20 protein-coding genes are annotated in these 19,977 nt (G+C 59.8%); 13 read left to right on the forward strand and 7 right to left on the reverse strand.

Annotated features, from left to right (window positions below):
* Positions 1 to 172: 172 nt before the first annotated feature.
* The 6 genes from G8764_RS07005 to G8764_RS07030 are packed head-to-tail and all read left to right on the forward strand — an operon-like array spanning position 173 to position 7,235.
* The gene (locus tag G8764_RS07005) at positions 173 to 2,857 is read left to right on the forward strand and encodes an LPS-assembly protein LptD (protein WP_166163536.1); all 2,685 of its coding nucleotides are present in this window, start codon (positions 173 to 175) and stop codon (positions 2,855 to 2,857) included.
* 17 nt (positions 2,858 to 2,874) lie between these two features.
* On the forward strand, positions 2,875 to 4,170 hold the full coding sequence (locus G8764_RS07010; protein ID WP_207951743.1) for a peptidylprolyl isomerase: 1,296 nt from the start codon (positions 2,875 to 2,877) through the stop codon (positions 4,168 to 4,170).
* Positions 4,171 to 4,197: 27 nt separating this feature from the next.
* Positions 4,198 to 5,190 carry a 4-hydroxythreonine-4-phosphate dehydrogenase PdxA gene (gene pdxA, locus G8764_RS07015; protein WP_207951769.1) on the forward strand — a complete coding sequence of 331 codons (993 nt, stop codon included), beginning with the start codon at positions 4,198 to 4,200 and terminating at the stop codon, positions 5,188 to 5,190.
* A gap of 19 nt (positions 5,191 to 5,209) precedes the next feature.
* Positions 5,210 to 6,037, forward strand: a complete 828-nt coding sequence (rsmA, locus tag G8764_RS07020) for a 16S rRNA (adenine(1518)-N(6)/adenine(1519)-N(6))-dimethyltransferase RsmA (protein ID WP_166163540.1) — start codon at positions 5,210 to 5,212, stop codon at positions 6,035 to 6,037.
* Positions 6,027 to 6,407, forward strand: a complete 381-nt coding sequence (gene apaG / locus G8764_RS07025; protein ID WP_166163542.1) for a Co2+/Mg2+ efflux protein ApaG — start codon at positions 6,027 to 6,029, stop codon at positions 6,405 to 6,407. Before rsmA ends, apaG begins: the two co-directional genes overlap by 11 nt.
* A 21-nt stretch (positions 6,408 to 6,428) precedes the next feature.
* Positions 6,429 to 7,235 carry a symmetrical bis(5'-nucleosyl)-tetraphosphatase gene (locus G8764_RS07030; RefSeq protein ID WP_166163544.1) on the forward strand — a complete coding sequence of 269 codons (807 nt, stop codon included), beginning with the start codon at positions 6,429 to 6,431 and terminating at the stop codon, positions 7,233 to 7,235.
* Between the two features lie 20 nt (positions 7,236 to 7,255).
* Here G8764_RS07030 and G8764_RS07035 read toward each other — a convergent pair whose 3' ends face one another.
* Both G8764_RS07035 and G8764_RS07040 read right to left on the reverse strand, forming a co-directional pair.
* Complete coding sequence (locus G8764_RS07035) at positions 7,256 to 8,017, reverse strand: ParA family protein (protein WP_166163546.1); 762 nt, start codon at positions 8,015 to 8,017, stop codon at positions 7,256 to 7,258.
* Between the two features lie 132 nt (positions 8,018 to 8,149).
* Positions 8,150 to 10,165, reverse strand: a complete 2,016-nt coding sequence (locus G8764_RS07040) for a sodium-translocating pyrophosphatase (RefSeq protein ID WP_243748649.1) — start codon at positions 10,163 to 10,165, stop codon at positions 8,150 to 8,152.
* Between the two features lie 315 nt (positions 10,166 to 10,480).
* Between G8764_RS07040 and ppa the strand changes: the two genes are divergently transcribed.
* The gene (gene ppa / locus G8764_RS07045; RefSeq protein WP_166163550.1) at positions 10,481 to 11,029 is read left to right on the forward strand and encodes an inorganic diphosphatase; all 549 of its coding nucleotides are present in this window, start codon (positions 10,481 to 10,483) and stop codon (positions 11,027 to 11,029) included.
* 336 nt (positions 11,030 to 11,365) lie between these two features.
* Here ppa and G8764_RS07050 read toward each other — a convergent pair whose 3' ends face one another.
* Positions 11,366 to 12,238 carry a hypothetical protein gene (locus G8764_RS07050; RefSeq protein ID WP_166163552.1) on the reverse strand — a complete coding sequence of 291 codons (873 nt, stop codon included), beginning with the start codon at positions 12,236 to 12,238 and terminating at the stop codon, positions 11,366 to 11,368.
* Between the two features lie 442 nt (positions 12,239 to 12,680).
* On the opposite strand from G8764_RS07050, the gene G8764_RS07055 reads away from it, so the two are divergent.
* Positions 12,681 to 12,908, forward strand: a complete 228-nt coding sequence (locus G8764_RS07055) for a hypothetical protein (protein ID WP_166163554.1) — start codon at positions 12,681 to 12,683, stop codon at positions 12,906 to 12,908.
* Positions 12,909 to 12,915: 7 nt separating this feature from the next.
* Here G8764_RS07055 and G8764_RS07060 read toward each other — a convergent pair whose 3' ends face one another.
* From G8764_RS07060 to G8764_RS07070, 3 genes are all read right to left on the reverse strand, one after another.
* The gene (locus G8764_RS07060; RefSeq protein ID WP_166163556.1) at positions 12,916 to 13,884 is read right to left on the reverse strand and encodes a GGDEF domain-containing protein; all 969 of its coding nucleotides are present in this window, start codon (positions 13,882 to 13,884) and stop codon (positions 12,916 to 12,918) included.
* Positions 13,885 to 14,123: 239 nt separating this feature from the next.
* Positions 14,124 to 14,930, reverse strand: coding sequence for a serine O-acetyltransferase (gene cysE, locus G8764_RS07065; RefSeq protein WP_166163558.1), 807 nt, complete (start codon positions 14,928 to 14,930; stop codon positions 14,124 to 14,126).
* Positions 14,931 to 15,142: 212 nt separating this feature from the next.
* Complete coding sequence (locus G8764_RS07070; protein WP_166163560.1) at positions 15,143 to 15,826, reverse strand: M15 family metallopeptidase; 684 nt, start codon at positions 15,824 to 15,826, stop codon at positions 15,143 to 15,145.
* 109 nt (positions 15,827 to 15,935) lie between these two features.
* Here G8764_RS07070 and G8764_RS07075 point away from each other — a divergent pair, with 109 nt between their 5' ends.
* The 3 genes from G8764_RS07075 (at position 15,936) to G8764_RS07085 (ending at position 17,589) form a co-directional block, all read left to right on the forward strand.
* Positions 15,936 to 16,220, forward strand: coding sequence for a TfoX/Sxy family protein (locus G8764_RS07075; protein ID WP_166163561.1), 285 nt, complete (start codon positions 15,936 to 15,938; stop codon positions 16,218 to 16,220).
* 134 nt (positions 16,221 to 16,354) lie between these two features.
* Entirely contained in the window at positions 16,355 to 17,242 is an 888-nt protein-coding gene (gene htpX / locus G8764_RS07080) for a protease HtpX (RefSeq protein ID WP_166163563.1), read from the forward strand.
* A 26-nt stretch (positions 17,243 to 17,268) separates the two neighbouring features.
* The gene (locus G8764_RS07085; protein WP_166163564.1) at positions 17,269 to 17,589 is read left to right on the forward strand and encodes a Rieske 2Fe-2S domain-containing protein; all 321 of its coding nucleotides are present in this window, start codon (positions 17,269 to 17,271) and stop codon (positions 17,587 to 17,589) included.
* A gap of 13 nt (positions 17,590 to 17,602) precedes the next feature.
* Here the strand turns inward: G8764_RS07085 and sfsA are convergent, their stop codons facing one another.
* Entirely contained in the window at positions 17,603 to 18,307 is a 705-nt protein-coding gene (gene sfsA / locus G8764_RS07090; RefSeq protein ID WP_166163566.1) for a DNA/RNA nuclease SfsA, read from the reverse strand.
* 272 nt (positions 18,308 to 18,579) lie between these two features.
* On the opposite strand from sfsA, the gene dksA reads away from it, so the two are divergent.
* Positions 18,580 to 19,023 (forward strand): RNA polymerase-binding protein DksA, encoded by a 444-nt coding sequence (gene dksA / locus G8764_RS07095; RefSeq protein ID WP_166163568.1) that lies wholly within the window; start codon positions 18,580 to 18,582, stop codon positions 19,021 to 19,023.
* Positions 19,024 to 19,068: 45 nt separating this feature from the next.
* On the forward strand, positions 19,069 to 19,968 hold the full coding sequence (gene gluQRS / locus G8764_RS07100; protein WP_166163570.1) for a tRNA glutamyl-Q(34) synthetase GluQRS: 900 nt from the start codon (positions 19,069 to 19,071) through the stop codon (positions 19,966 to 19,968).
* Positions 19,969 to 19,977: the final 9 nt, after the last annotated feature.

Raw genomic sequence — 19,977 nt, forward strand, 5'->3', positions numbered from 1 at the left:
CCTTTCGCCCCATGTCATTGGAAATGTCGGCAGCGGTAGCCTAATGTAGCCATCCAAAGTAGAATCAGCGCCTTGATTTCACAATGAAATACCTCTGACCCCCTCTGCCAGGGGCGACTTTAGGGGTCACCCCACCGACCAGAGCAATAAGACAAACAGGATTGCCCCTTACATGATCCATCGGACATCACTGTTGCGCCAGCATATACAGCAAGCATTAGCCCCCTCCCGCAGGCCCTGGTTGATGGCATTGGCGCTGTGCAGCGGCCAACCGATCACGCCACTGTATGCCGCCGACAACCACTACCTCTGGGACTGTCGGCCCAGCGCCGACGGCAACAACTGGCAATGCGATGAGCGCGCCAGCCAGGAGCCGGCGTACCAGCGCCCCGCCCACTCCAAAGCGGCGCGCAGCAGTGCCAGCCAGCCCGCCAGCCGCGCCCTCAGCGCTGCCGCCCGGGACTGGGTGCCAGAAGAACAGCTTACGCCGGCCCAACGCGAAGCCATGAACCCGGGCTGTTGCGGGCTCTATCAGGAACCCACCCGCGAGGACGCCGACGCCGACGCGGATCCGGAGCTGACGCCGGTACGGGCCACCGCCAGCCGCTCTGAACTGCTGCAGGAAACAACCACGGTAATGACCGGTGACGTGCGCATGACCAAAGGTTTCCGCCAACTGAGCGCCGACAAGGCCACCATCAACCAGAAAAGTGGTGGCGCGTTAATGGAGGGCAACGTGCAATTGCGCGAGCCCGGGTTGCTGCTGACCGGCGACAAGTTTGATCTCAACCTGGAGTCCGGTGCCGCCCGCATCGACAACGCCAGTTACCTGATTCACGCCTCCAATCTGCGCGGCGCCGCCAGTTCCATCAGCCGCGGCAGCGACGAGTCACTGGTATTGAAAGACGGCAGCCTGACCCGCTGTGAACCCGGCAACAACACCTGGCTGCTGCGCGGCAGCGAGATTCGCATCGATCCCGCCAAAAACGAGGGCGTCGGCAAACACTTGCGCATGAACGTCAAGGGCGTGCCGATCGTCTACGTGCCGTACCTGCGTTTCTCCACCAGTGAAGAGCGCTTGTCGGGGTTCCTGTTTCCGTCCATCAGCAGTACCGACGACGGCGGCATCGACGTCACCATACCCTACTACCTGAACCTCGCCCCCAACTATGACATGACCCTGAGCCCGCGATTTATCAGTGATCGCGGCGCCATGCTGGAGACCGAGCTGCGCCACCTGTCGCCACAGTTTGCCACCACCGTCAGCGGTGCCTACCTGGCGGACGACGACGGCGGCAGCGACAGCGACCTGCAAAAACTGGTCGACAACGGCCGCATCACCGCGGATCAGGCCAACCCCTACCAGGGCAGCGACCGCTGGCTGTTCAACATCGACCAGCAGGGTGGCCTGGATGCGCGCTGGTACTCGGAGATAGATTTTACCGCCGTCAGTGACGACGACTATTTCCGCGATATGGATACCGCCAGCCTGCAGGTCAACAGCAGCACCCACATCAAGAAATCCGGGTTGGTGGGCTACCAGGCCGAGCATTGGAATTACCGCTTTAAAGCCGAACAGTACGAGTCTATTTCCAGCCAGGCCAACACCCCTTACAAGCAATTGCCCAGAATCAACGCCGACGGCCGCTACGTACTGGGCAGCAACTGGATCGTCGAACTCAACAACGAATTCGCCAGCTTCGACCACCGCGATGCCGACGACGATATGTTGCTGACCGGCGATCGCCTGCGCCTCGACTACGGCCTGACCTGGAACAAACAGTGGATGTGGGGCTTTTTCAAGCCTGGCATCGGCGCCAAAAGCCTGGCCTACCAGTTCGACGACGAGCACCTCAAAGCCGGCGCCAACGACTCACCGTCGTTTGCCGCCGGCCAGGCCAGCCTCGATACCGGCCTGATTTTTGAGCGCGACGGTTCGCTGTTCAACCATCAGTACCTGCAAACCTTCGAGCCCAGACTGTTTTACTTCTACAGCCAGCACGAAAACCAGGATGAGCTGATCCGCATTACCGACCGCGACCAAAGCGTCGACTTCGACAGCTCTGACCTGACCTTCTCCTACAGCCAACTGTTCCGCGACAGCCGCTTCTCCGGCGGCGATCGCATCGATGACGACAACCGCCTGTCCGTGGGGCTGACCTCGCGCATCCTCGACCCCCGCGATGGGCGCGAAATTTTCAGCGCCAGCCTGGGCCAGATTTTCTATTTTGATGATCGCACCGTCGAGCTCGACCAAACTGAGGCCGAAGCTCTCAACAACCCCGAGAGCCTGCGCACGCGCTCCGAGTATGCCGCCCAGGTGACCGCCCAGGTCGGCAACTCCTGGCGCCTGCAGGGCAATATTGAGTGGGACGCCAAGCTCTACCACCGCATCAACGGCGGCAGCGCCAGCCTGCGCTACAAAGACGAGTCGGCACGGGTTTTCAACCTCAGCTATCGCTACCTGCGCAAGCCCTCGCTCATCGACACCAACGACGCCGACAACGACGGCTTCACCACCGACCTGTTGCTGCAGTCCATTGAACAGGTCGACTTCTCCTTCGCCCTGCCCATCTACGGCAACTGGAACGCAGTGGCCAGGTACAATTACGACTTTACCCACGAGCGTGAACTCGAAAGCCTTTTCGGCGTCGAATACAACAACTGTTGTTACCTGACCCGCCTGGTGGCACGCCGCTGGCTCGACAACGAACTGATTGACGTCGTCGACACCCTGGAGCTGGAGGAAGACACCGGTATTTTCTTCGAATTCCACTTCAAGACCCTGGGTGGTATTGGCAGCAAGGTAAGCAACATTCTCAAGGACAGCATCTACGGTTACACCGACCGCGACTGAGCCGAAACAAATACACTATGAAGTTATCGAATATGATTCACGCCGCAAGATTGTTCATCGCCACTTCCGCCCTGCTCGCCAGTAGTTTCGCCGGCGCAGCCACCCAGTTGCTCGACCAGGTCATCGCCGTAGTCGACAACGACGTCGTCATGAACAGTGAACTGGAGCAGCGCATGCAAATGGTGGTCAGTCAATTGCGCGCCAATCAAACCACCCTGCCCCCCGAGGAGGTGCTGCGCGAGCAGATCCTCGAGCAGCTGATCAACGAATCGCTGCAACTGCAACTTGGACGCCGCTACGGCATCCAGATCAGCGATGAAGAGCTGGACGCCACCATCAATCGCATGCGCGAGGCCAATCAACTGAGTCCGGAACAGTTTGCTGCGCAACTGGCCCAGGACGGCCTCAGTATCCCCATGCTGCGCGAGCACATCCGCCGCGAAATGATTATCGATCAGGTGCAAAAAGGCAGCGTCAACCAGCGCATCAATATTTCCAACCGCGAAATCGAAAACTTCCTCAAATCCAAGCAGGGCAAATTCTGGTCATCGCCGGATTACAACCTCGGCCACATTCTCGTGGCGGTGCCTTCGACGGCCAGCAACGAGGAGGCCCGACAGGCCGAACAGAAGGCCCAGGACATCTACCAACGCCTGCTCGACGGCGCCGACTTTCGCCAGTTGGCAGTAGCCGAGTCACAGGGCCAGAATGCACTCTCCGGCGGTGACATGGGCTGGCGCAAATCGGCGCAGATGCCGGAGCTGTTTGCCAACAGCATTGAGTCCCTGCAGGAGGGCGAGGTATCCCCGCCCCTGCGCAGTGGCGCCGGCTTCCATATCCTCAAACTCTACGGCAAGCGCGGCGACCAGGAGCAGCTCATCCAGCAAGCCAAGGTACGCCACATCCTGATCAAGCCTTCAGCGATTCTTTCGGACGAGGAGGCCAAGGCCAAGCTGGCCCAGGTGCGGGAAAAAATTCTCGCCGGTGCCGACTTTGCCGAGATGGCCAAGGCCAACTCCGAAGACGTGGGTTCGATGCTCAGCGGCGGCGACCTGGGCTGGTCCCTGCCGGGCAAATTTGTACCCGAGTTCGAGCGCACCATCAACAACACCGCTGTGGGCGAGATCAGCCAACCTTTCCGCAGCCAGTTTGGCTGGCATATCCTGCAGGTCCAGGAACGCCGCCAGCAGGACATGAGCGAACAGGTGCGCATCAACCAGGCCAATATGCTGCTGCGCAGCCGACGCTTCGACGAAGAGCGCATCAACTGGCTGCAGGAAATCCGCAGCGAAGCCTACGTGGAAATCAAGTAATCCCATCAGGACCCTGATTCAATGGCCATGCGTATTGCCTTGACACCGGGCGAACCGGCGGGCATCGGTCCCGACCTGGTTATTGCCCTGGCCCAGCGACCCAGCGATGACGAGATCGTCGCCATCGCCGACCCCGAGCTGTTGCAACAGCGCGCGGCGCAATTGCGCTTGCCGCTGCAGCTGCGCCCCTACCTGCCCGGGCAGCCGCCAAGGCCGCTGCCCGCCGGCGAACTGGCCATACTGGCGGTGCCAATGGCGGCACCCTGCCGGGCCGGAAGCCTGGATCCGGCCAACGCCGGCTACGTTTTGGAAACCCTGCGCCAGGCCGTCGACGGCTGCCTCAATCGAGACTTCGACGCCTTCGTCACCGCGCCGGTGCACAAGGGCAATATCAACGACGCTGGCATCGCTTTCAGCGGCCATACCGAGTTCCTGGCGGAGCGCACTGGCACCGACAAGGTGGTGATGATGCTGGCCACAGAGGGCCTGCGGGTTGCCCTCGCCACCACCCACCTGCCCCTGCGCGCAGTGGCCGACGCCATTACCCCGGAGCTGCTAGCCCGGGTAATCAGCATTCTGCACTGCGACCTGCAAAACCTGTTTGGCATCCCCCGGCCGCGCATTCTGGTGGCCGGTCTCAACCCCCACGCCGGCGAGAGCGGCCATATGGGGCGCGAAGAAATCGATATTATTGAGCCGGTGCTGCGCCAGTTACGCCAGCAGGGCATGGAACTGCTCGGCCCGCTGCCGGCAGACACCCTGTTCACCCCCAAGCTGCTGGCCGACGCCGACGCGGTGCTGGCCATGTACCACGACCAGGGCCTGCCGGTGCTCAAATACAAGGGCTTCGGCCAGGCGGTCAATATCACCCTTGGCCTGCCCATCATCCGCACTTCCGTGGATCACGGCACCGCGCTGGACCTGGCTGGCAGCGGCCAGGCCGACGGCGGCAGCCTGCGCACCGCCCTGCAGTACGCCCAACATATGGCCCGGGCGCGGCAGGATCGGGCCGACAGTTAACCTTAATTCCACACAGCCAATGGGTACCCTATTGAACCACCAAGCCAGAAAGCGATTTGGCCAGAATTTCCTTGAAGACGAGGGCGTCATTGAGCGCATCGTCAAGTCCATACACCCGCGCGCCACTGACAACCTGGTGGAAATTGGACCCGGCAAGGGCGCCATTACCGAGCACCTGCTGGCGGCCTGCCCGAGCCTGAATGTCATTGAACTGGACCGCGACCTGGTACCACTGTTGCTGGCGCGGTTTATCGCCCGCTACCCGGAATTCAAGATTCATCAAAGCGACGCCCTCAAATTCGATTTCAACAGTTTACTCAGCGGCGATAGCAGACCGCTGCGGGTAGTGGGCAACCTGCCGTACAATATCTCCACCCCGCTGATTTTCCACCTGCTCGAATACCACGCCCAGGTGCAGGACATGCACTTTATGCTGCAGCAGGAAGTGGTCAAGCGGCTGGCGGCCCCCGCCGGGATCAAGGCTTATGGCCGGCTCAGTGTGATGGTGCAGTATTACTGCCAGGTGGAGAGCCTGTTCGATGTACCGCCCGAGTGTTTCAACCCCGCGCCCAAGGTCGACTCCGCCATCGTCCGCCTCACCCCGCACCCGGTACTGCCGCACCCGGCCCGAGACATCGAACTGCTGCAGCGGCTGGTCAATGTCGCCTTCCAGCAGCGCCGCAAGACCTTGCGCAATGCCCTCAAGCAATTGCTGCCAGTGGATGCTATAGAGTCCGTCAGCATCGATACCAGTGTGCGTCCTGAACAGGTTAGCGTGGCTGAATACGTGGCCCTGAGCAATGAGCTGGCGCAACAACTTGAGCAGGGTAAACCCCATGAGCATTAGTCCCGGCGACATCCGTATTCGGGTCAAGTGCCGCTACCTGCGGGAACAGTCGCGCCCGGAGGAAAAGAAATTCGTTTTTTCCTACACCATTACCATCGCCAATCTCGGTCGCAGCGCCGCCCAATTGATGAGCCGCCGCTGGTTGATTACCGACGCCAGCGGCCGTACCCAGAAAGTGGCCGGTGCCGGGGTGGTCGGGGAGACACCGGTGATCGAGCCGGGTACGGATTACACCTACAGCAGCGGCGCCATCATCGAAACCAAATCGGGTACCATGTCCGGCGCCTACCAGATGCGCGCCGCAGACGGGGCGGAGTTTGAAGTTCCAATACCGGAATTTGTGCTGCTGCCGCCCGACATGCTGCACTAGCCCGGGCGCTGGCGAATATTCATGGCGACTTACGCAATCGGAGATCTACAGGGCTGCCTGGCTCCCCTCAAGTGCCTGCTCGAGGACGCCCGCTTCAGTGCCGACCGCGACCGCCTCTGGCTGGTGGGCGACCTGATCAATCGCGGTCCGGCCTCCCTCGACACCCTGCGCTTTATCTACGCCCTGCGCGACAACGTCACCTGTGTGCTGGGCAACCACGACCTGCACTTGCTGGCAGTCGCCTCGGGCCAGCGCCTGGCCTCCAAAGGGGACACCCTGGAAGCCATACTGCAAGCGCCGGATCGCGATGCCATGCTCGAGTGGCTGCGCCACCGCCCACTGCTGCATCACGATGCCAGCCTGGGCTTTACCATGGTTCACGCGGGGATCCCGCCCTGCTGGAGCCTGGCCGATGCGCTAAAGCGCGCCGGGGAAGTGGAACAGGTGCTGCGCGGCAAGCATTTCGACAGCTTTTTCGCCAATATGTACGGCAACAAGCCGGCCGTCTGGAAAGACAGTCTCGCGGGGACCGCCCGCTGGCGACTGATCACCAACTACTTTACCCGCATGCGTTTCTGCGACGCCGCCGGCAAACTGGAGTTGGGGGCCAAGGGTGATATCAACAGCGGTGCCAAGGGTTATCTGCCCTGGTTCGCCCACCCGCAGCGCAAAACCCTGGCGGATAAAATAGTCTTTGGGCACTGGGCCGGACTGCAGGGCCAGGCGCCAGTCAGCAATGTCTACGCCCTCGATACCGGCTGTGTCTGGGGCGGCGCCATGACCATGCTGCGACTGGAAGACGAAACCTACTTTCGCTGCGCCTGCTAGCGCAGAGTAAAGTTTGCCAATCAGCGCTCCAAGCAGTCGTACAGCTCGACAAACTGTTTGGTGAGCTTGTGGGAGGGGGCGAAGTTGATCAGCGGTTTGCAGGCGTGGTGGGATTCGCGCATTTTTACCGACTGGTTGAGGTAAACCGGCAGCACCGGGTGCTCTTCCGCGATCAACTCTTCAATCAACTGGGTGGGCAACCGGGCCATAGGCTGAAACTGGTTGACCACAATCCCCTCGATTTCCAGGGCGTCGTTATGGTCTTCGCGAATCTCGTCGATCACCTGCAGGATGGAGTACAGGGCCTGGCGGGAGAAGGCGTCACAATCAAACGGAATCAGGCAGCTATTGGCGGCTATCAGGGCCGAGCGAGTGTAGAAGTTCAACGCCGGGGCGGTGTCGATATAGACTTCATCGAAATCATCGCCGATCTTGTCCAGCAAATCGCGCAGCTTGTAGATTTTGTGGCGCGACTCCAGCTTGTGCTCCAGGGTCAGCAGTTCGAAGCTGGAGGGGATCAGGAATAAATTTTCAAACGGGGTGGCGTGGACATAAGCTTCCGGCTTGTTACCGCGCAGGGAAAATGCCAGGGTTTGCTCCATGTATTGAGCGATGGTGTTGGTCTCCGGCACCTCGCCCAGCAGGTACTGGGTGGAATTGCACTGCGGATCAAGGTCGACAACCAGTGTCCGCTTACCCCGCGAGGCGCTGATTGCCGCCAGATTGCAAGCGATGCTGGATTTGCCGACACCGCCTTTTTCGTTGAACACCACTCGTCGCATAACTCTTCCCTAATTATTCTTGCGCTGCGAAAAAACGACGATTCTACTGAAAGCGAGGAGTGGTTTGTAGTTCTTTCTGCTGCTTCTCGCCAGCCCTCCATCAGGCCACGCCCGCATCAGGCCTAATCAGTATCAAGCCAGTAGTGGTGCAATCACCAAACTGACAATGGCCATCACATTGATCAGGATGTTCATGGCCGGGCCACTGGTATCCTTGAACGGGTCGCCGACGGTATCACCCACTACAGCGGCCTTGTGCACCGGGGAGCCCTTGCCGCCGAGGTTGCCCTTTTCGATGTATTTCTTGGCGTTGTCCCAGGCACCGCCGGCGTTGGCCATGGTCAGGGCCAGTAACACACAGCAGATCAGCGCACCACCCAGCATCCCTCCCAGCGCCGCCGGGCCAATACCGAAGCCCACCACCACCGGTGCTGCGACCGCCAGGGTACCCGGCAACACCATCTTCCGCAGCGCGGCCTGGGTGGCAATATCCACGCAGCGCCCGCTGTCGGGCTTGGCGGTGCCCTCCATCAGGCCGGGTATCTCGCGGAACTGACGGCGGATTTCCTTGATCATATCGAAGGCGGCGTCGCCCACTGCCCGCATGGTCAAGGCACTGACCAGAAACGGGAAAATGGCGCCGAGAAACATGCCCGTCAGCACTTCCGGATCGCTGATATTGAGGGCAAACCCGGCGACATGATGGGATACCGTTTCGATGTAGGCGGCAATAATCGCCAGTGCCGCCAGGCCGGCAGCACCGATGGCGAACCCCTTGCCAATGGCCGCCGTGGTGTTACCCACCTCATCCAGGCCGTCGGTGATGGCGCGCGTCTCCGGCCCCAGGCCCGCCATCTCGGCAATACCACCGGCGTTATCCGCCACTGGGCCGTAGGCATCGATGGCCATGGTAATGCCGACGGTCGATAACATACCGACCGCGGCGATGCCAACCCCATAAACCCCGGCCCCCTCCGGCAACAGACTGCTGGTGGTAAAAATAATACCGGCGATCACCAGCACCGGGATGACCACCGACTCCATGCCGGTGGCGAGGCCGGCAATCATCACGGTGGCTGGGCCGGTCTCGCCACCTTTGGCAATCTCGCGCACCGGTTTACCGCCGGTGTAATACTCAGTCACCAGTCCGATCACTATGCCGCCAACCGCGCCGCAAACCACACACAGCCAGACACTGGCGCCGATACCCAAACTGTTGATCAACACGTAGGCGGCCAGGATAAACAGAATGGTCGCCCCGATAGTGCCCATGCGCAGGGCCACTTCCGGCGACCTGGCCGAAGCCACTTTCACCAGCAGGATACCGAGGATAGAGCAAATCAATCCCACCGAAGCCAGCGCCAAAGGGGCAAACATCAACTGCCCGCGGTCACCGCCGAGCACTTCCAGCGCCGCCAATCCCATGGTTGAGGCGATGGCGATGGTGGCGATCATCGAGCCGCAATAGGACTCAAAAATGTCGGAGCCCATGCCGGCCACATCGCCGACATTGTCGCCCACATTATCAGCAATGACCCCGGGGTTGCGTGGATCATCCTCCGGGATGCCCGCCTCGACCTTGCCCACCAGGTCCGCCCCCACATCGGCGCTCTTGGTGAAAATACCGCCCCCCACCCGGGAGAACAGTGCCACGGTCGACGCCCCCATGCCAAAGCCGTGAATCGCTTCCGCGTGCTCCGGATTGGCACCAAACAGCAGGTAGAGCCCGCCCAGCCCCAACAGCCCCATCGAGGCCACCACCAACCCCATAATAGAACCACCGTAAAAGGCGACGCTGAGCGCCGCTGCCTGGCCCTGGTCCCGGGCCGCGACGGTGGTGCGAACATTGGCTTTGGTAGCGGCGTACATGCCCACGTAGCCAGCGATCGCGGAACACAGAGCGCCGGTGACAAAGGCCAGCGGCGTGTGCCAGGAGCGAAAGCCAATAAATAACAAAACCGTTAAGACCAGTGCGAATGCAGCGAGAATGGAGTACTCCCGCCGCATAAAGACCATCGCGCCTTCGTGAATGGCCGCGGCGATCTCGGTGACCAAACCCTCACCCGCCGGGTAGCGCTTTACGACCCCATAGATTACGGCTGCCACAAGCAGCCCCACCACCCCCAAAACAGGCGGAAGAATCAGCATATCCATACATTCCCCTCAGGACTTTTTATTGTCGTTATACATCGAAGCATGAGGATGGCCGAGCAGTGAACTGCCTGCTCGCGCAACTGTAGTGACCACCCGCTCCCAGTCTATTCAACATACTGGCGTGGCGCAATTGGTCTGCCAGTGAATCTGCCTCGTATCCTGATTGGGGACTGCTGCCCAGCGGTTTTCGACCGCCTGGGCCCCGGTAACCCCGACGGCAACCCCCTCTTCTTTATAGACAGGTGTTGACTGTGCTAGAATCGCCGCAATTTTTAACCCTATCCAAACCACCATTGCGGAATGCAGCTTATGAGTTACGATGAAGTTCCCTCGGGAAAAGACCTGCCCAACGACATCAATGTTATTATTGAGATCCCCCTGCGCGGCGACCCCATCAAGTACGAAGTAGACAAGGATTCCGGCGAGATCTTCGTCGATCGCATGCTCGGCACCGCCATGCACTACCCCTGCAACTACGGTTACGTGCCGCACACCCTCTGCGGCGACGGCGACCCTGTTGACGTCATGGTTGTCATGCCGCTAGCTGTGGTTACCGGCGCAGTCATTCGCTGTCGCCCGGTTGGCGTATTGAAGATGACCGACGATGGTGGCGAGGACGCCAAGATTGTCGCGGTTCCCCACGACAAGGTGACACCGCTCTACAAAGACGTGCATGATATCGACGACCTGCCAGAATTGGTCAAGCACCAAATCTCCCATTTTTTCCAGCACTACAAGGATCTGGAGCCTGGCAAATGGGTCAAAATCGATGGCTGGGGCAACGCCGAGGAAGCCCGCAAGGAGATTTCCGAGGCCAAGACCAACTTCGAGAAAGCCAAGGAAAAGCCGCACTTCTAAGCGGCAACGTGTCGTTGGCAATGTCTTGCCGACGATGCCTGATCGGCAATATCTAATAAATATTGCCGATCAGGTGAACGCCCCAATGCTGCGAGCCGCTCCCTGCTGTTCGCTTGCCTGAATCCGGCGCCAATCCCACCCCTCGCAACCGAAGCATGCCAACTCAAGGCGTATTTCTGCAACACTGCACCCTGGTCACTCTAATCAAATTACTGCAGCAAAACGGCTTTTCCCGGACTTATCCCCCAGGCGCCAGACAAGGCGAGCACCGCGAGCGCAGCGCCGTCAAAGATCAGAAGTGACGGCTGCAAAGCCTTGCGGCTAAGCCGTATTAACTCAAGACTCCCCACTTCCGTCCGCGACAGCCTGGTCAATCGAGACCAGGGCAATGGCACTGGTGTCCGGCGGTGGCGGTGGCGGAGGCGCCTTCTTCTGTCCCAAATCACTGCCCGCCGGAGCAACTTCCAATTCCGGCAGCTGCACACTGACAGCAGCCGGCGGGCGCCGCTCACTCTGCCGCAGCAAATCAGCGCCTGGCTCATCCAGGCTGAAATTGATATCGCCCACCACCACCGGCTGTGGCCGTGACAGCTCGTCGCTATCCACAAGGTTGCCTTCCGCGGCCCGCAAACTCAGGCCGCTGGTATCAACGACCAGCGGTTGGGGCGGCTGTCGCTCCGCCGCATCGAGCATGTCGCTGCCGACCGGGCGCAGCGACAAATCCGCGCTTTCAGTCTCGGACCCGGCAACGGCCCGGGGTAAAGCCTCAGGCGCAGGCTGGTTAACCGCCGCCTGCTGGCCCGAATCCGAAGACAGGCTGGCATCCGGGGATCGATCAGGAGAGACGGCCGGACCGGCAGCGGCCTCGGCTGCCAACCGCTGGCGCAACGTTTGGCGCGGCTGGCCGCCCGCGGGGGCTGCGGATCCGGAATCTGCCGCAGAGCCGCGATTGCGCCGCGGCGCGGCTTTTATGGACCCCGCGGCCACGGCTTGTACATCAGCGCCCGCCCGCCGCAGCACCGCCAGGTATTGCTCCGCACCGGCCCGGTCCAGGTTGCGCTTGAGGGGCACCGCACCGCCGGTGAACAGCGCATCAATGGTGCTGGCATCGGTGTTAAACAGCTTGGCCAGTCGGGATTTAACTGCGGCGATCTGCTGCCCCGGCAGAATGTCGCCGCGAAAAATAATATCAAATAGTGATTGCGTCATAGCTGGTGACCGCCCAATGATTGCTCTCTGCTGACCGCACAGTAATTAATAATAGTAGTTATCAGCGTGGCCGCTCGCAACCTGGCACCGTGCAACCGGGCACACCGCAACCAGGAGCCTTGCAGCATGGCAGCTGCCAGCCCGGTGCGGCCTATAGCGCGCCTGCTCTCTGCGAGACCTTTGCGCTGCACAGAGCCTTTGCACTCCACAAAGCCTTGCATTTCACAGAGCCGCCGCGCTGTAGGCAAAGTCTCACAAATCTTACAGATTGCGCGGACTTGTGAATCCCGGGACTGCCCGGCATAGTACTGCTACTAACAACCGTGCTGTAATCAACAATAGCACTGTGACTAACAGTTAATGGACCGCCGGTCAGGCGGCCAGATGGGACAACAGTAAACTATTCAAGCGCCGGGCATGACCCGCTCACAAGGATGTACCTATGGATTTCGCCAGCGGAGCCAGCCGCCATATTCGCATCGGTGACGACGACGTCAGTTGCGTAAACATCGAGCAGGAGTTGCATGACGAGATCGTCAAATTAAAAGCTCACATCGCCTGCCTGCAAACGAAAGGTTCTTTGGAGCCGAGACAATTGCGCCATTTACGCAAGTTGCTGCTGCACCGGGAGGCCGTGCTCAACTGGCTGCAGAGTGAAAAACGCCCCTGACAGCGCGCTACAGGCCGTGCTCCCCCACCACGCAGTTGCGCCCCTTTTGCTTGGCTTCATACAGGCACTTGTCCGCCCGCGCAAACAAGGTGTCGGGCGTGTCTTCCGCGCGACTGAAACCAACCCCCGCCGATACTGACACCGACACCGACGTATCACTATTGCTACCGACCAGCAGGCGGGTTCCCGCTATGCGCTCGACAATAGACCGGGCCAGCGCCAACCCGCCTTCATAGCGGGTCGCCGGCAACAAAATAGCAAACTCCTCGCCGCCATGACGCGCCACAAAATCCTGCCCTTTGACCATTTTCTTCAGGATCATGGCCACAAACCGCAACACCTTGTCTCCGGCCTGATGGCCGAACTTGTCGTTAAAGCCTTTAAACCGGTCGATATCAACCAGCACCAGGCAGCAACCACGCCCGCTACTGCGGGCGAGCTTGAGGTAATCGCTAAACACCTGGTCGAATGCCCGCCGGTTAGCGGTATTGGTGAGTGCATCTTCCAGCGCGCTGCGCTCCAGGTCCCCCATCACGGTTTTGAGCTGGGTGATCTCTTCGCTCAGCAGGTCGATCTTGTGCCGGGCCTGGCTGCTGGCCTGCAACGCCACCTTTGATTCGCGCAGCAACACTTCGATTAACTGCTCTAGCCGCTGCTCATCCCTGGCCGACTGCAGCGCCTCATAGCTGCGCTGCAGTACGCTGTCGTAATCACCAATACCAGCGGCCAGCTCCTGCAAGCTTTCACTGAAGTCGGCGATCAGTTCACGCAGCGCCTTGCGCAACGTGTCCATTTTCCGATCGTCCATTTCGGTAAAGTAACGTCGATAGAGCTCCTCACTTATGGCGGCGGAGAACTCCTTGCCGCGCTCGAGCAGGCCATCGATATCCTGATTTAGCTGGGGTATATCCGCCTGGACATAGTGATACCAGACTTTAATGTTTTCGGGAGTTGTCGCAATTGCTTGCTGACGCATATGCCCAAGCGCCTGCTCGAGCATCTCTCGAGCCAGGCTTAACAACTTCCTGTTGTCATTCGCGGTTGGTTTCAAATTGAATACCCGGATTGAATCGAATTTCCCTATATATTGACTACAGTCTTTATGATGATTGCAGCCTTCTTGTTGACTATAGCCTGTAAGTCGACAGCAGCCTTTATATTAATTGTACACTTCAAGTTGACTGCAAGCTTATTACGCAGCTTTTTTGCATTGCATCAGGTTTCGCCCAGGCAGTGGTCCATATCCAGTGCCGGGGCCTCCCCCGCCGCCCGGCCGATAATTCGCGCCGGTACGCCGGCCGCCGTCGTATGGGCCGGCACGGAAATCAAAACCACACTGCCAGCGCCAATTTTAGCGCCATCACCAATCGTTATGGGGCCCAGTATTTTTGCCCCGGCACTGATCAACACCCCCGAGCCCACCTTGGGATGCCGATCACCGCCGCTGCAGCCCGAACCGCCGAGAGTGACGGAGTGCAGCATGGACACATTGTCACCGATAACCGCCGTCTCCCCTACCACCACCCCGGTGGCATGATCGATCATTATACCGCTGCCAATTTTCGCGCCGGGGTGGATATCCACCGCAAACGTCTGGGAGATCTGGTTCTGGAAATACAGCGCCAGCGATTTGCGCTGCTGCCGCCACAACCAGTGGCTGACCCGCTGCGCCTGCAAGGCGTGAAACCCCTTGAAATAGAGAAACGGCATGATAAAGCGATCGCAGGCAGGGTCGCGATCGCGATAGGCGCGAATATCCGCGCGCATGGCGATACCAATCCCGGGCTCCGCCTGCATCGCCTCGGTAATGACGTCGCGCACGGTCATCGCCGGCACTGTCGCGCTATCGAGCTTGTTGGCCAGGTGAAAACTGATGGCGGCCTCAAAACTGCGATGCTTGAGGATAGCGGCGTGATAGTAGCTGGCCAGCACCGGTTCCGCGCGACTGGCTGCTTCGGCCTCATCGAGAATGGTTGCCCAGACATCGTCGTCGGGGTTAATTACGGGCTTTAATGTAGACATTATTTCTGGTCCGACAAGAACTGGCAGAGGGGCGAAGCACGTTTTAAAAACACACTGCCGCGCTCACCACATCGCCCGCGACAGCACCACACTAAGACAGCACCACTATATAACTGCACAGCAGCAGTATATCAGCATTTACTTAAGCCCCAGTTTAACCCCGGTGCCACCTCGATCCCAGCACTAAATCCTCCCGGCCCCGGCCCAGCGCATCATTGACCGTTCAACACATAACGCTGGAAAATTTCCTCTGCGCGACAACCTATTTCCGCGCTCAGCGGCCAATCCCCTGATTGCAGCAGCCGCTCAAACAACTGAAAATCCAGCCCCGCAGCGTAAGTATCGGCCACCGGTCGGTAACTGATATGCCAGGGCTCCGGCGCCACCCCACCCCGATCGCGATCATAGGGGCGAAAAAAGCCGCCGCACTCCCCCCTGGCAATCCGCTCTCCCAGCCAGCGACTGAAAGCGGCAAACGGCCCGTGAGAACCATATTCTGCCTCGGTCAACTGCAAGCGGTAATTCGCGTTTACGGCGGCGGCATCGTAAACATCAAAGTCAGTACCCCAGTGATGGCGCGACAACCCCGGCAACGCTGACCAGCGCAGGATCGCTTCCAGCTTCAGAGCATCGGTCAGCTGGCTCGGATCGAGCACAGCGCCGGCGGCGGAAATCAACTGGCGCTCGCCAGCAACTTTTTGCCGCCATATCAATAACTGTCGCTCGTAGCTGCGAAAACTGCTGGCAATTGCCAACTCGAAGCCCGCAGCACGAGCCATCTCACGCAGTTGCTGCAGTGGTCCCAGGGCCTGGCGATGCACCAGCCCCCCACTCCAGCAGGGCACCAGGTGGCGCTCGGTCTGGCCAGTCAATTCCTCGGCCGCGATTTCCGGCATAACTCCCTGCCCTTATTTGCCTAAACCCAATAAGCATGTATTATAGCTTGATGGTGGCCCCGGTAGCCAAACACCGGACTATAAAAATAATCTGTCAGGAACGACTGGGATGACACAACGCCATAATGATTTGCTGGAGCTGAAAAACCTGGGCGCAGCCTCGGTAAACATCCTTCACGCCATCGGTGTCAACTGCCATGATGACCTCAAAAAGCTCGGCGCAGTGGAGGCCTACAGCCGCATCAAGGCCAGGGGCATTCAGGTATCCAAGGTCATGCTGTACGCGCTCGAGGGGGCCCTTATCGACATTCACTGGAATGACCTGGACCCGGAACTCAAGCAGCAACTGCTCGACCAGGCCGAACACGCCAACACCAACCTCTCCGAGATCTGATCCAGACCCAGCTGTCGCCAAGCCTCACCCGGACATGTAAAGAGTCCCCGCACAATTCTTTTTCCCGCAGCCATTGAATTTTTCCCAACGGCAACCATCTTAAGGACTGAAAATTTTCATTCAGGAGTTGTACTGTGCTGCGCATTGGCTTGTTTCTGTTAACCAACCTGGCCGTTATTTTGGTGGCCAGCATTACCCTCAACCTGCTGGGCGTCGGCTCCTACCTGGATCGCAGCGGGGGATTGAATCTCAACAGCCTGCTGATCTTCTGTGCCGTGTTTGGTTTCAGCGGCTCGATCATCTCGCTGTTTTTGTCCAAATTTATGGCCAAAATGGGGACTCGCACGCAAATCATCGAACAGCCGCGCACCCCGGAAGAGCGCTGGCTGCTGGAGACGGTCCGCGATCTCAGCACCAAAGCCGGGATTAAAATGCCCGATGTGGGCATTTTCCCCGCCCAGGAGTCCAACGCATTTGCCACCGGCTGGAACCGCAACGCGGCCCTGGTCGCGGTCAGTGCCGGCCTGCTGCAACGCTTTGACAAGGAAGAGGTGCGCGCGGTACTGGCCCACGAAATCGGCCACGTTGCCAACGGCGACATGGTGACCCTGGCATTGATCCAGGGGGTGGTAAATACCTTTGTTATGTTCTTCGCCCGCATTATCGGCCACACCGTGGACCGCGCTATCTTCAAGAGTGAGAACGGCCACGGTATAGGCTTTTATATCACGACGTTTGTGGCCGAGATGGTACTCGCAGTACTGGCCTCCATTATTGTGATGAAATTTTCCCGCTACCGCGAGTTTCGCGCCGACCACGCCGGCGCCCAGCTGGCCGGCCGGGGTGCGATGATCAATGCCCTGCGGCGACTGCAAATGGAGGTCGAAGCCAAGGTGCCCAGCTCCATGCCTGACAGTATCTATGCGTTCGGCATCAGCGGCGGCTTCAAGCAGAATTTGTCGCGCCTGTTCTCCAGCCACCCGCCCCTGGAGGAGCGCATCAAAGCCCTGCAAAACAGCTGAGTCGCCGCCAGACCGGGAAATCAAGCGTGGAAAAACTGTGCCCGCTAGCCGCCATCGAAAACCTGCAGAGCAAAGGCTTCACCCTGCGCGGCACCAAATTTTTTATCGTCCGCCGCGGGAGCAGGGTGTTCGCCTACCACAACTCCTGCCCCCATATGGGCGTCCCGCTGGAGTGGGTGGAGGACCGCTTTCTCGATTACTACGGCGAACTGATCCAGTGCTCCACCCACGGCGCGCTGTTTACTATTGAGCAGGGTCGCTGCATCTTCGGCCCCTGCAGCGGCCAGTCACTGCAACCGATCAAGCTGGAACTGCGCGATGAAAATATCTGGGTAGATCTGCCCTGAACATCGGCAGCCATTACTGGATAAACGGCAGGGCCCGATCCAGCACGATTTCTGTCGGACCGAGCCGGGCCCCATAGGCCAACACTTCAACCCCGGCTGCCACCGCCTCACGCAATGCCGTGCTGTAGGCCGGGTCGATGTGCTCGGCAGCGGCGACACTGGTGATTGCCGAGTGCTGCACGCAGTAACACAACACCGCCCGATGCCCGCGCGCCACCATCAGCATCAGTTCGCGCAAGTGTTTGGCGCCGCGACTGCTGACCGCGTCGGGGAACAAGCCGCGATCCCCGTCTTCACAGAGGGTGACGCTTTTTACTTCGACGTAACAATCCCCGCCCGCCCCGGACAGCAGTATGTCAATGCGACTGCGCTCCTCACCATAGCGCACCTCGGTGGCCAGCTCATTGTAGCCCTGCAGCTCGGTGATCACACCCGCCTCAATCGCCTCTACCACCAAGCCATTGGCGCGACCGGTATTGACACCCGCCAGGTCGCCCGCCGGCGTAGTGGCTATCTCCCAGGTATGGGGATATTTGCGCGCCGGATTGTCGGACCTTGAAAACCAGCAGGGACTGCCCTCAGCCAGACAGGCTCGCATAGAACCGGTATTGGGGCAGTGAATGGTAATCTCCTCGCCCCCGGGCAGACCCACATCCACCAGGAACCGCTTGTAGCGCCGCAGGAAGGTACCCTGCTGCAGCGGAGCTGAAAATTTCATCTATACTGACATCCATTGGTAATCTTGGCCGCACATTGTATGGTCTGGGAGAAAAAATGCACCCGCGGCGGGTTTAGGTTGAAAAATATGCCAGTTTGAGATATTTAGTTGACAGCACGGAAGCATAAGCGCAGTATCCGCGCCCGCTTGGCATGAATAAAAACCGCCCCCGCGCCTACCGTCAAAACTCATGCTTTGGCGGGGTCACTTTGAAATTGGCGGTGCATGTCCCCAATTGTTATGAGTTTAGAGAAACAACGAGGCGTAAAGCGATGCCCAATACCCAAAAACAAAACGCTAGCATCACGTTGCGTGGATTCACGCCCTACAAGGAAAAGCAGGGCGAAGAATACATGAGCGACGACCAGAAAGAGCATTTCCGCAAGCTGCTGGTAAACTGGAAATCCGACCTGATGCAAGAGGTAGACCGCACAGTCACCCACATGAAAGACGAGGCGGCCAACTTCCCCGACCCGGCCGATCGCGCCAGTCAGGAAGAAGAATTCAGCCTGGAACTGCGCACTCGCGACCGCGAGCGCAAGCTGATCAAGAAGATTGACAGCACCCTCGAGCTGATTGAAAACGACGATTACGGCTACTGCGACACCTGCGGTGTCGAAATCGGTATTCGTCGACTGGAAGCGCGGCCCACCGCCACCCAGTGCATCGACTGCAAGACACTCGATGAAATCAAAGAGCGGCAAGTCGGCGGCTAAACAGCGCCCCAGGATGCCAGCCCGGGCATCTTGCACTCTCGCCCCGTGAGTTCTCTTTCCAGCCCTCCCTACACCGGTCGATTTGCACCCTCGCCCACTGGCGAACTCCACCAGGGTTCGCTATTTACCGCGCTCGCCAGCTATCTGGATGCCCGTCACTGCGACGGCCGCTGGCTGGTGCGCATGGAAGACCTCGACCCGCCGCGGGAACAGCCCGGTGCAGCCAGTGCCATTCTCTGCGCCCTCGAGGCCCATCAGCTGTACTGGGACGGCGAGGTCATGTATCAAAGCCAGCGTCTTGCGGCCTACAGTGAGGCCCTGGCGCAGCTGACCCGCGCCGGCCATACCTATCCGTGCAGCTGCAGCCGCCAGCGCCTGAAAGGCCTCAGCGCCTATGACGGCCACTGCCGCCAACATCCCCCGGGCAACAAAACCTGCGCGCTGCGGCTGCGCATTCCCGCCGGCGAAGCGGGCCTGGAACACTACCGGGACCTGTGGCGAGGTGAGCAGCGGCAGCAGCTGCAGACTTATCCGGGCGACTTTGTCATCAAGCGCAAGGACGGTCTCTACGCCTATCAACTGGCGGTGGTAGTGGACGACATCGCCCAGGGCATCAGCCACATAATCCGCGGTGGCGACCTGCTCGACTCCGCACTGCGTCAGCGCCTGCTATTCCGTCTGCTGGGCGCCAACGCGCCGGTCATGGGACACCTGCCCATACTGGTCAACGGCGCCGGCCAAAAACTCAGCAAGCAGAGCTTTGCCACCCCGCTCGACAACAAGCGCGCCGCTGCCAACATGGAGCAAGCACTGGGGCAGCTGGGCCTGCCTCTGCCGGCCGAGCTGCACGGTGCCCCCTGTGACGAGCAGCTGCAATGGGCCAGCGCACACTGGCGACGCGCACGCCTGCCAACCGCCGCACACATTCAGGTTGGCACTGCCTGACGAGTTGAG

The organism is Pseudomaricurvus alcaniphilus (assembly GCF_011440395.1).
In the GTDB taxonomy this organism is placed as follows: Bacteria; Pseudomonadota; Gammaproteobacteria; order Pseudomonadales; family Cellvibrionaceae; genus Pseudomaricurvus; species Pseudomaricurvus alcaniphilus.

Coding starts and splice junctions, on each gene's coding strand:
- G8764_RS07060 (WP_166163556.1), bottom strand. CDS start 13,884: ATGCGTCAGCAAGCAATTGCGACAACTCCCGAAAACATTAAAGTCTGG.
- G8764_RS07005 (WP_166163536.1), top strand. CDS start 173: ATGATCCATCGGACATCACTGTTGCGCCAGCATATACAGCAAGCATTA.
- dksA (WP_166163568.1), top strand. CDS start 18,580: ATGCCCAATACCCAAAAACAAAACGCTAGCATCACGTTGCGTGGATTC.
- G8764_RS07030 (WP_166163544.1), top strand. CDS start 6,429: ATGGCGACTTACGCAATCGGAGATCTACAGGGCTGCCTGGCTCCCCTC.
- G8764_RS07075 (WP_166163561.1), top strand. CDS start 15,936: ATGACACAACGCCATAATGATTTGCTGGAGCTGAAAAACCTGGGCGCA.
- G8764_RS07040 (WP_243748649.1), bottom strand. CDS start 10,165: ATGCTGATTCTTCCGCCTGTTTTGGGGGTGGTGGGGCTGCTTGTGGCA.
- rsmA (WP_166163540.1), top strand. CDS start 5,210: ATGGGTACCCTATTGAACCACCAAGCCAGAAAGCGATTTGGCCAGAAT.
- ppa (WP_166163550.1), top strand. CDS start 10,481: ATGAGTTACGATGAAGTTCCCTCGGGAAAAGACCTGCCCAACGACATC.
- cysE (WP_166163558.1), bottom strand. CDS start 14,930: ATGTCTACATTAAAGCCCGTAATTAACCCCGACGACGATGTCTGGGCA.
- sfsA (WP_166163566.1), bottom strand. CDS start 18,307: ATGAAATTTTCAGCTCCGCTGCAGCAGGGTACCTTCCTGCGGCGCTAC.
- G8764_RS07050 (WP_166163552.1), bottom strand. CDS start 12,238: ATGACGCAATCACTATTTGATATTATTTTTCGCGGCGACATTCTGCCG.
- G8764_RS07035 (WP_166163546.1), bottom strand. CDS start 8,017: ATGCGACGAGTGGTGTTCAACGAAAAAGGCGGTGTCGGCAAATCCAGC.
- G8764_RS07010 (WP_207951743.1), top strand. CDS start 2,875: ATGAAGTTATCGAATATGATTCACGCCGCAAGATTGTTCATCGCCACT.
- apaG (WP_166163542.1), top strand. CDS start 6,027: ATGAGCATTAGTCCCGGCGACATCCGTATTCGGGTCAAGTGCCGCTAC.
- pdxA (WP_207951769.1), top strand. CDS start 4,198: ATGCGTATTGCCTTGACACCGGGCGAACCGGCGGGCATCGGTCCCGAC.
- G8764_RS07055 (WP_166163554.1), top strand. CDS start 12,681: ATGGATTTCGCCAGCGGAGCCAGCCGCCATATTCGCATCGGTGACGAC.
- G8764_RS07070 (WP_166163560.1), bottom strand. CDS start 15,826: ATGCCGGAAATCGCGGCCGAGGAATTGACTGGCCAGACCGAGCGCCAC.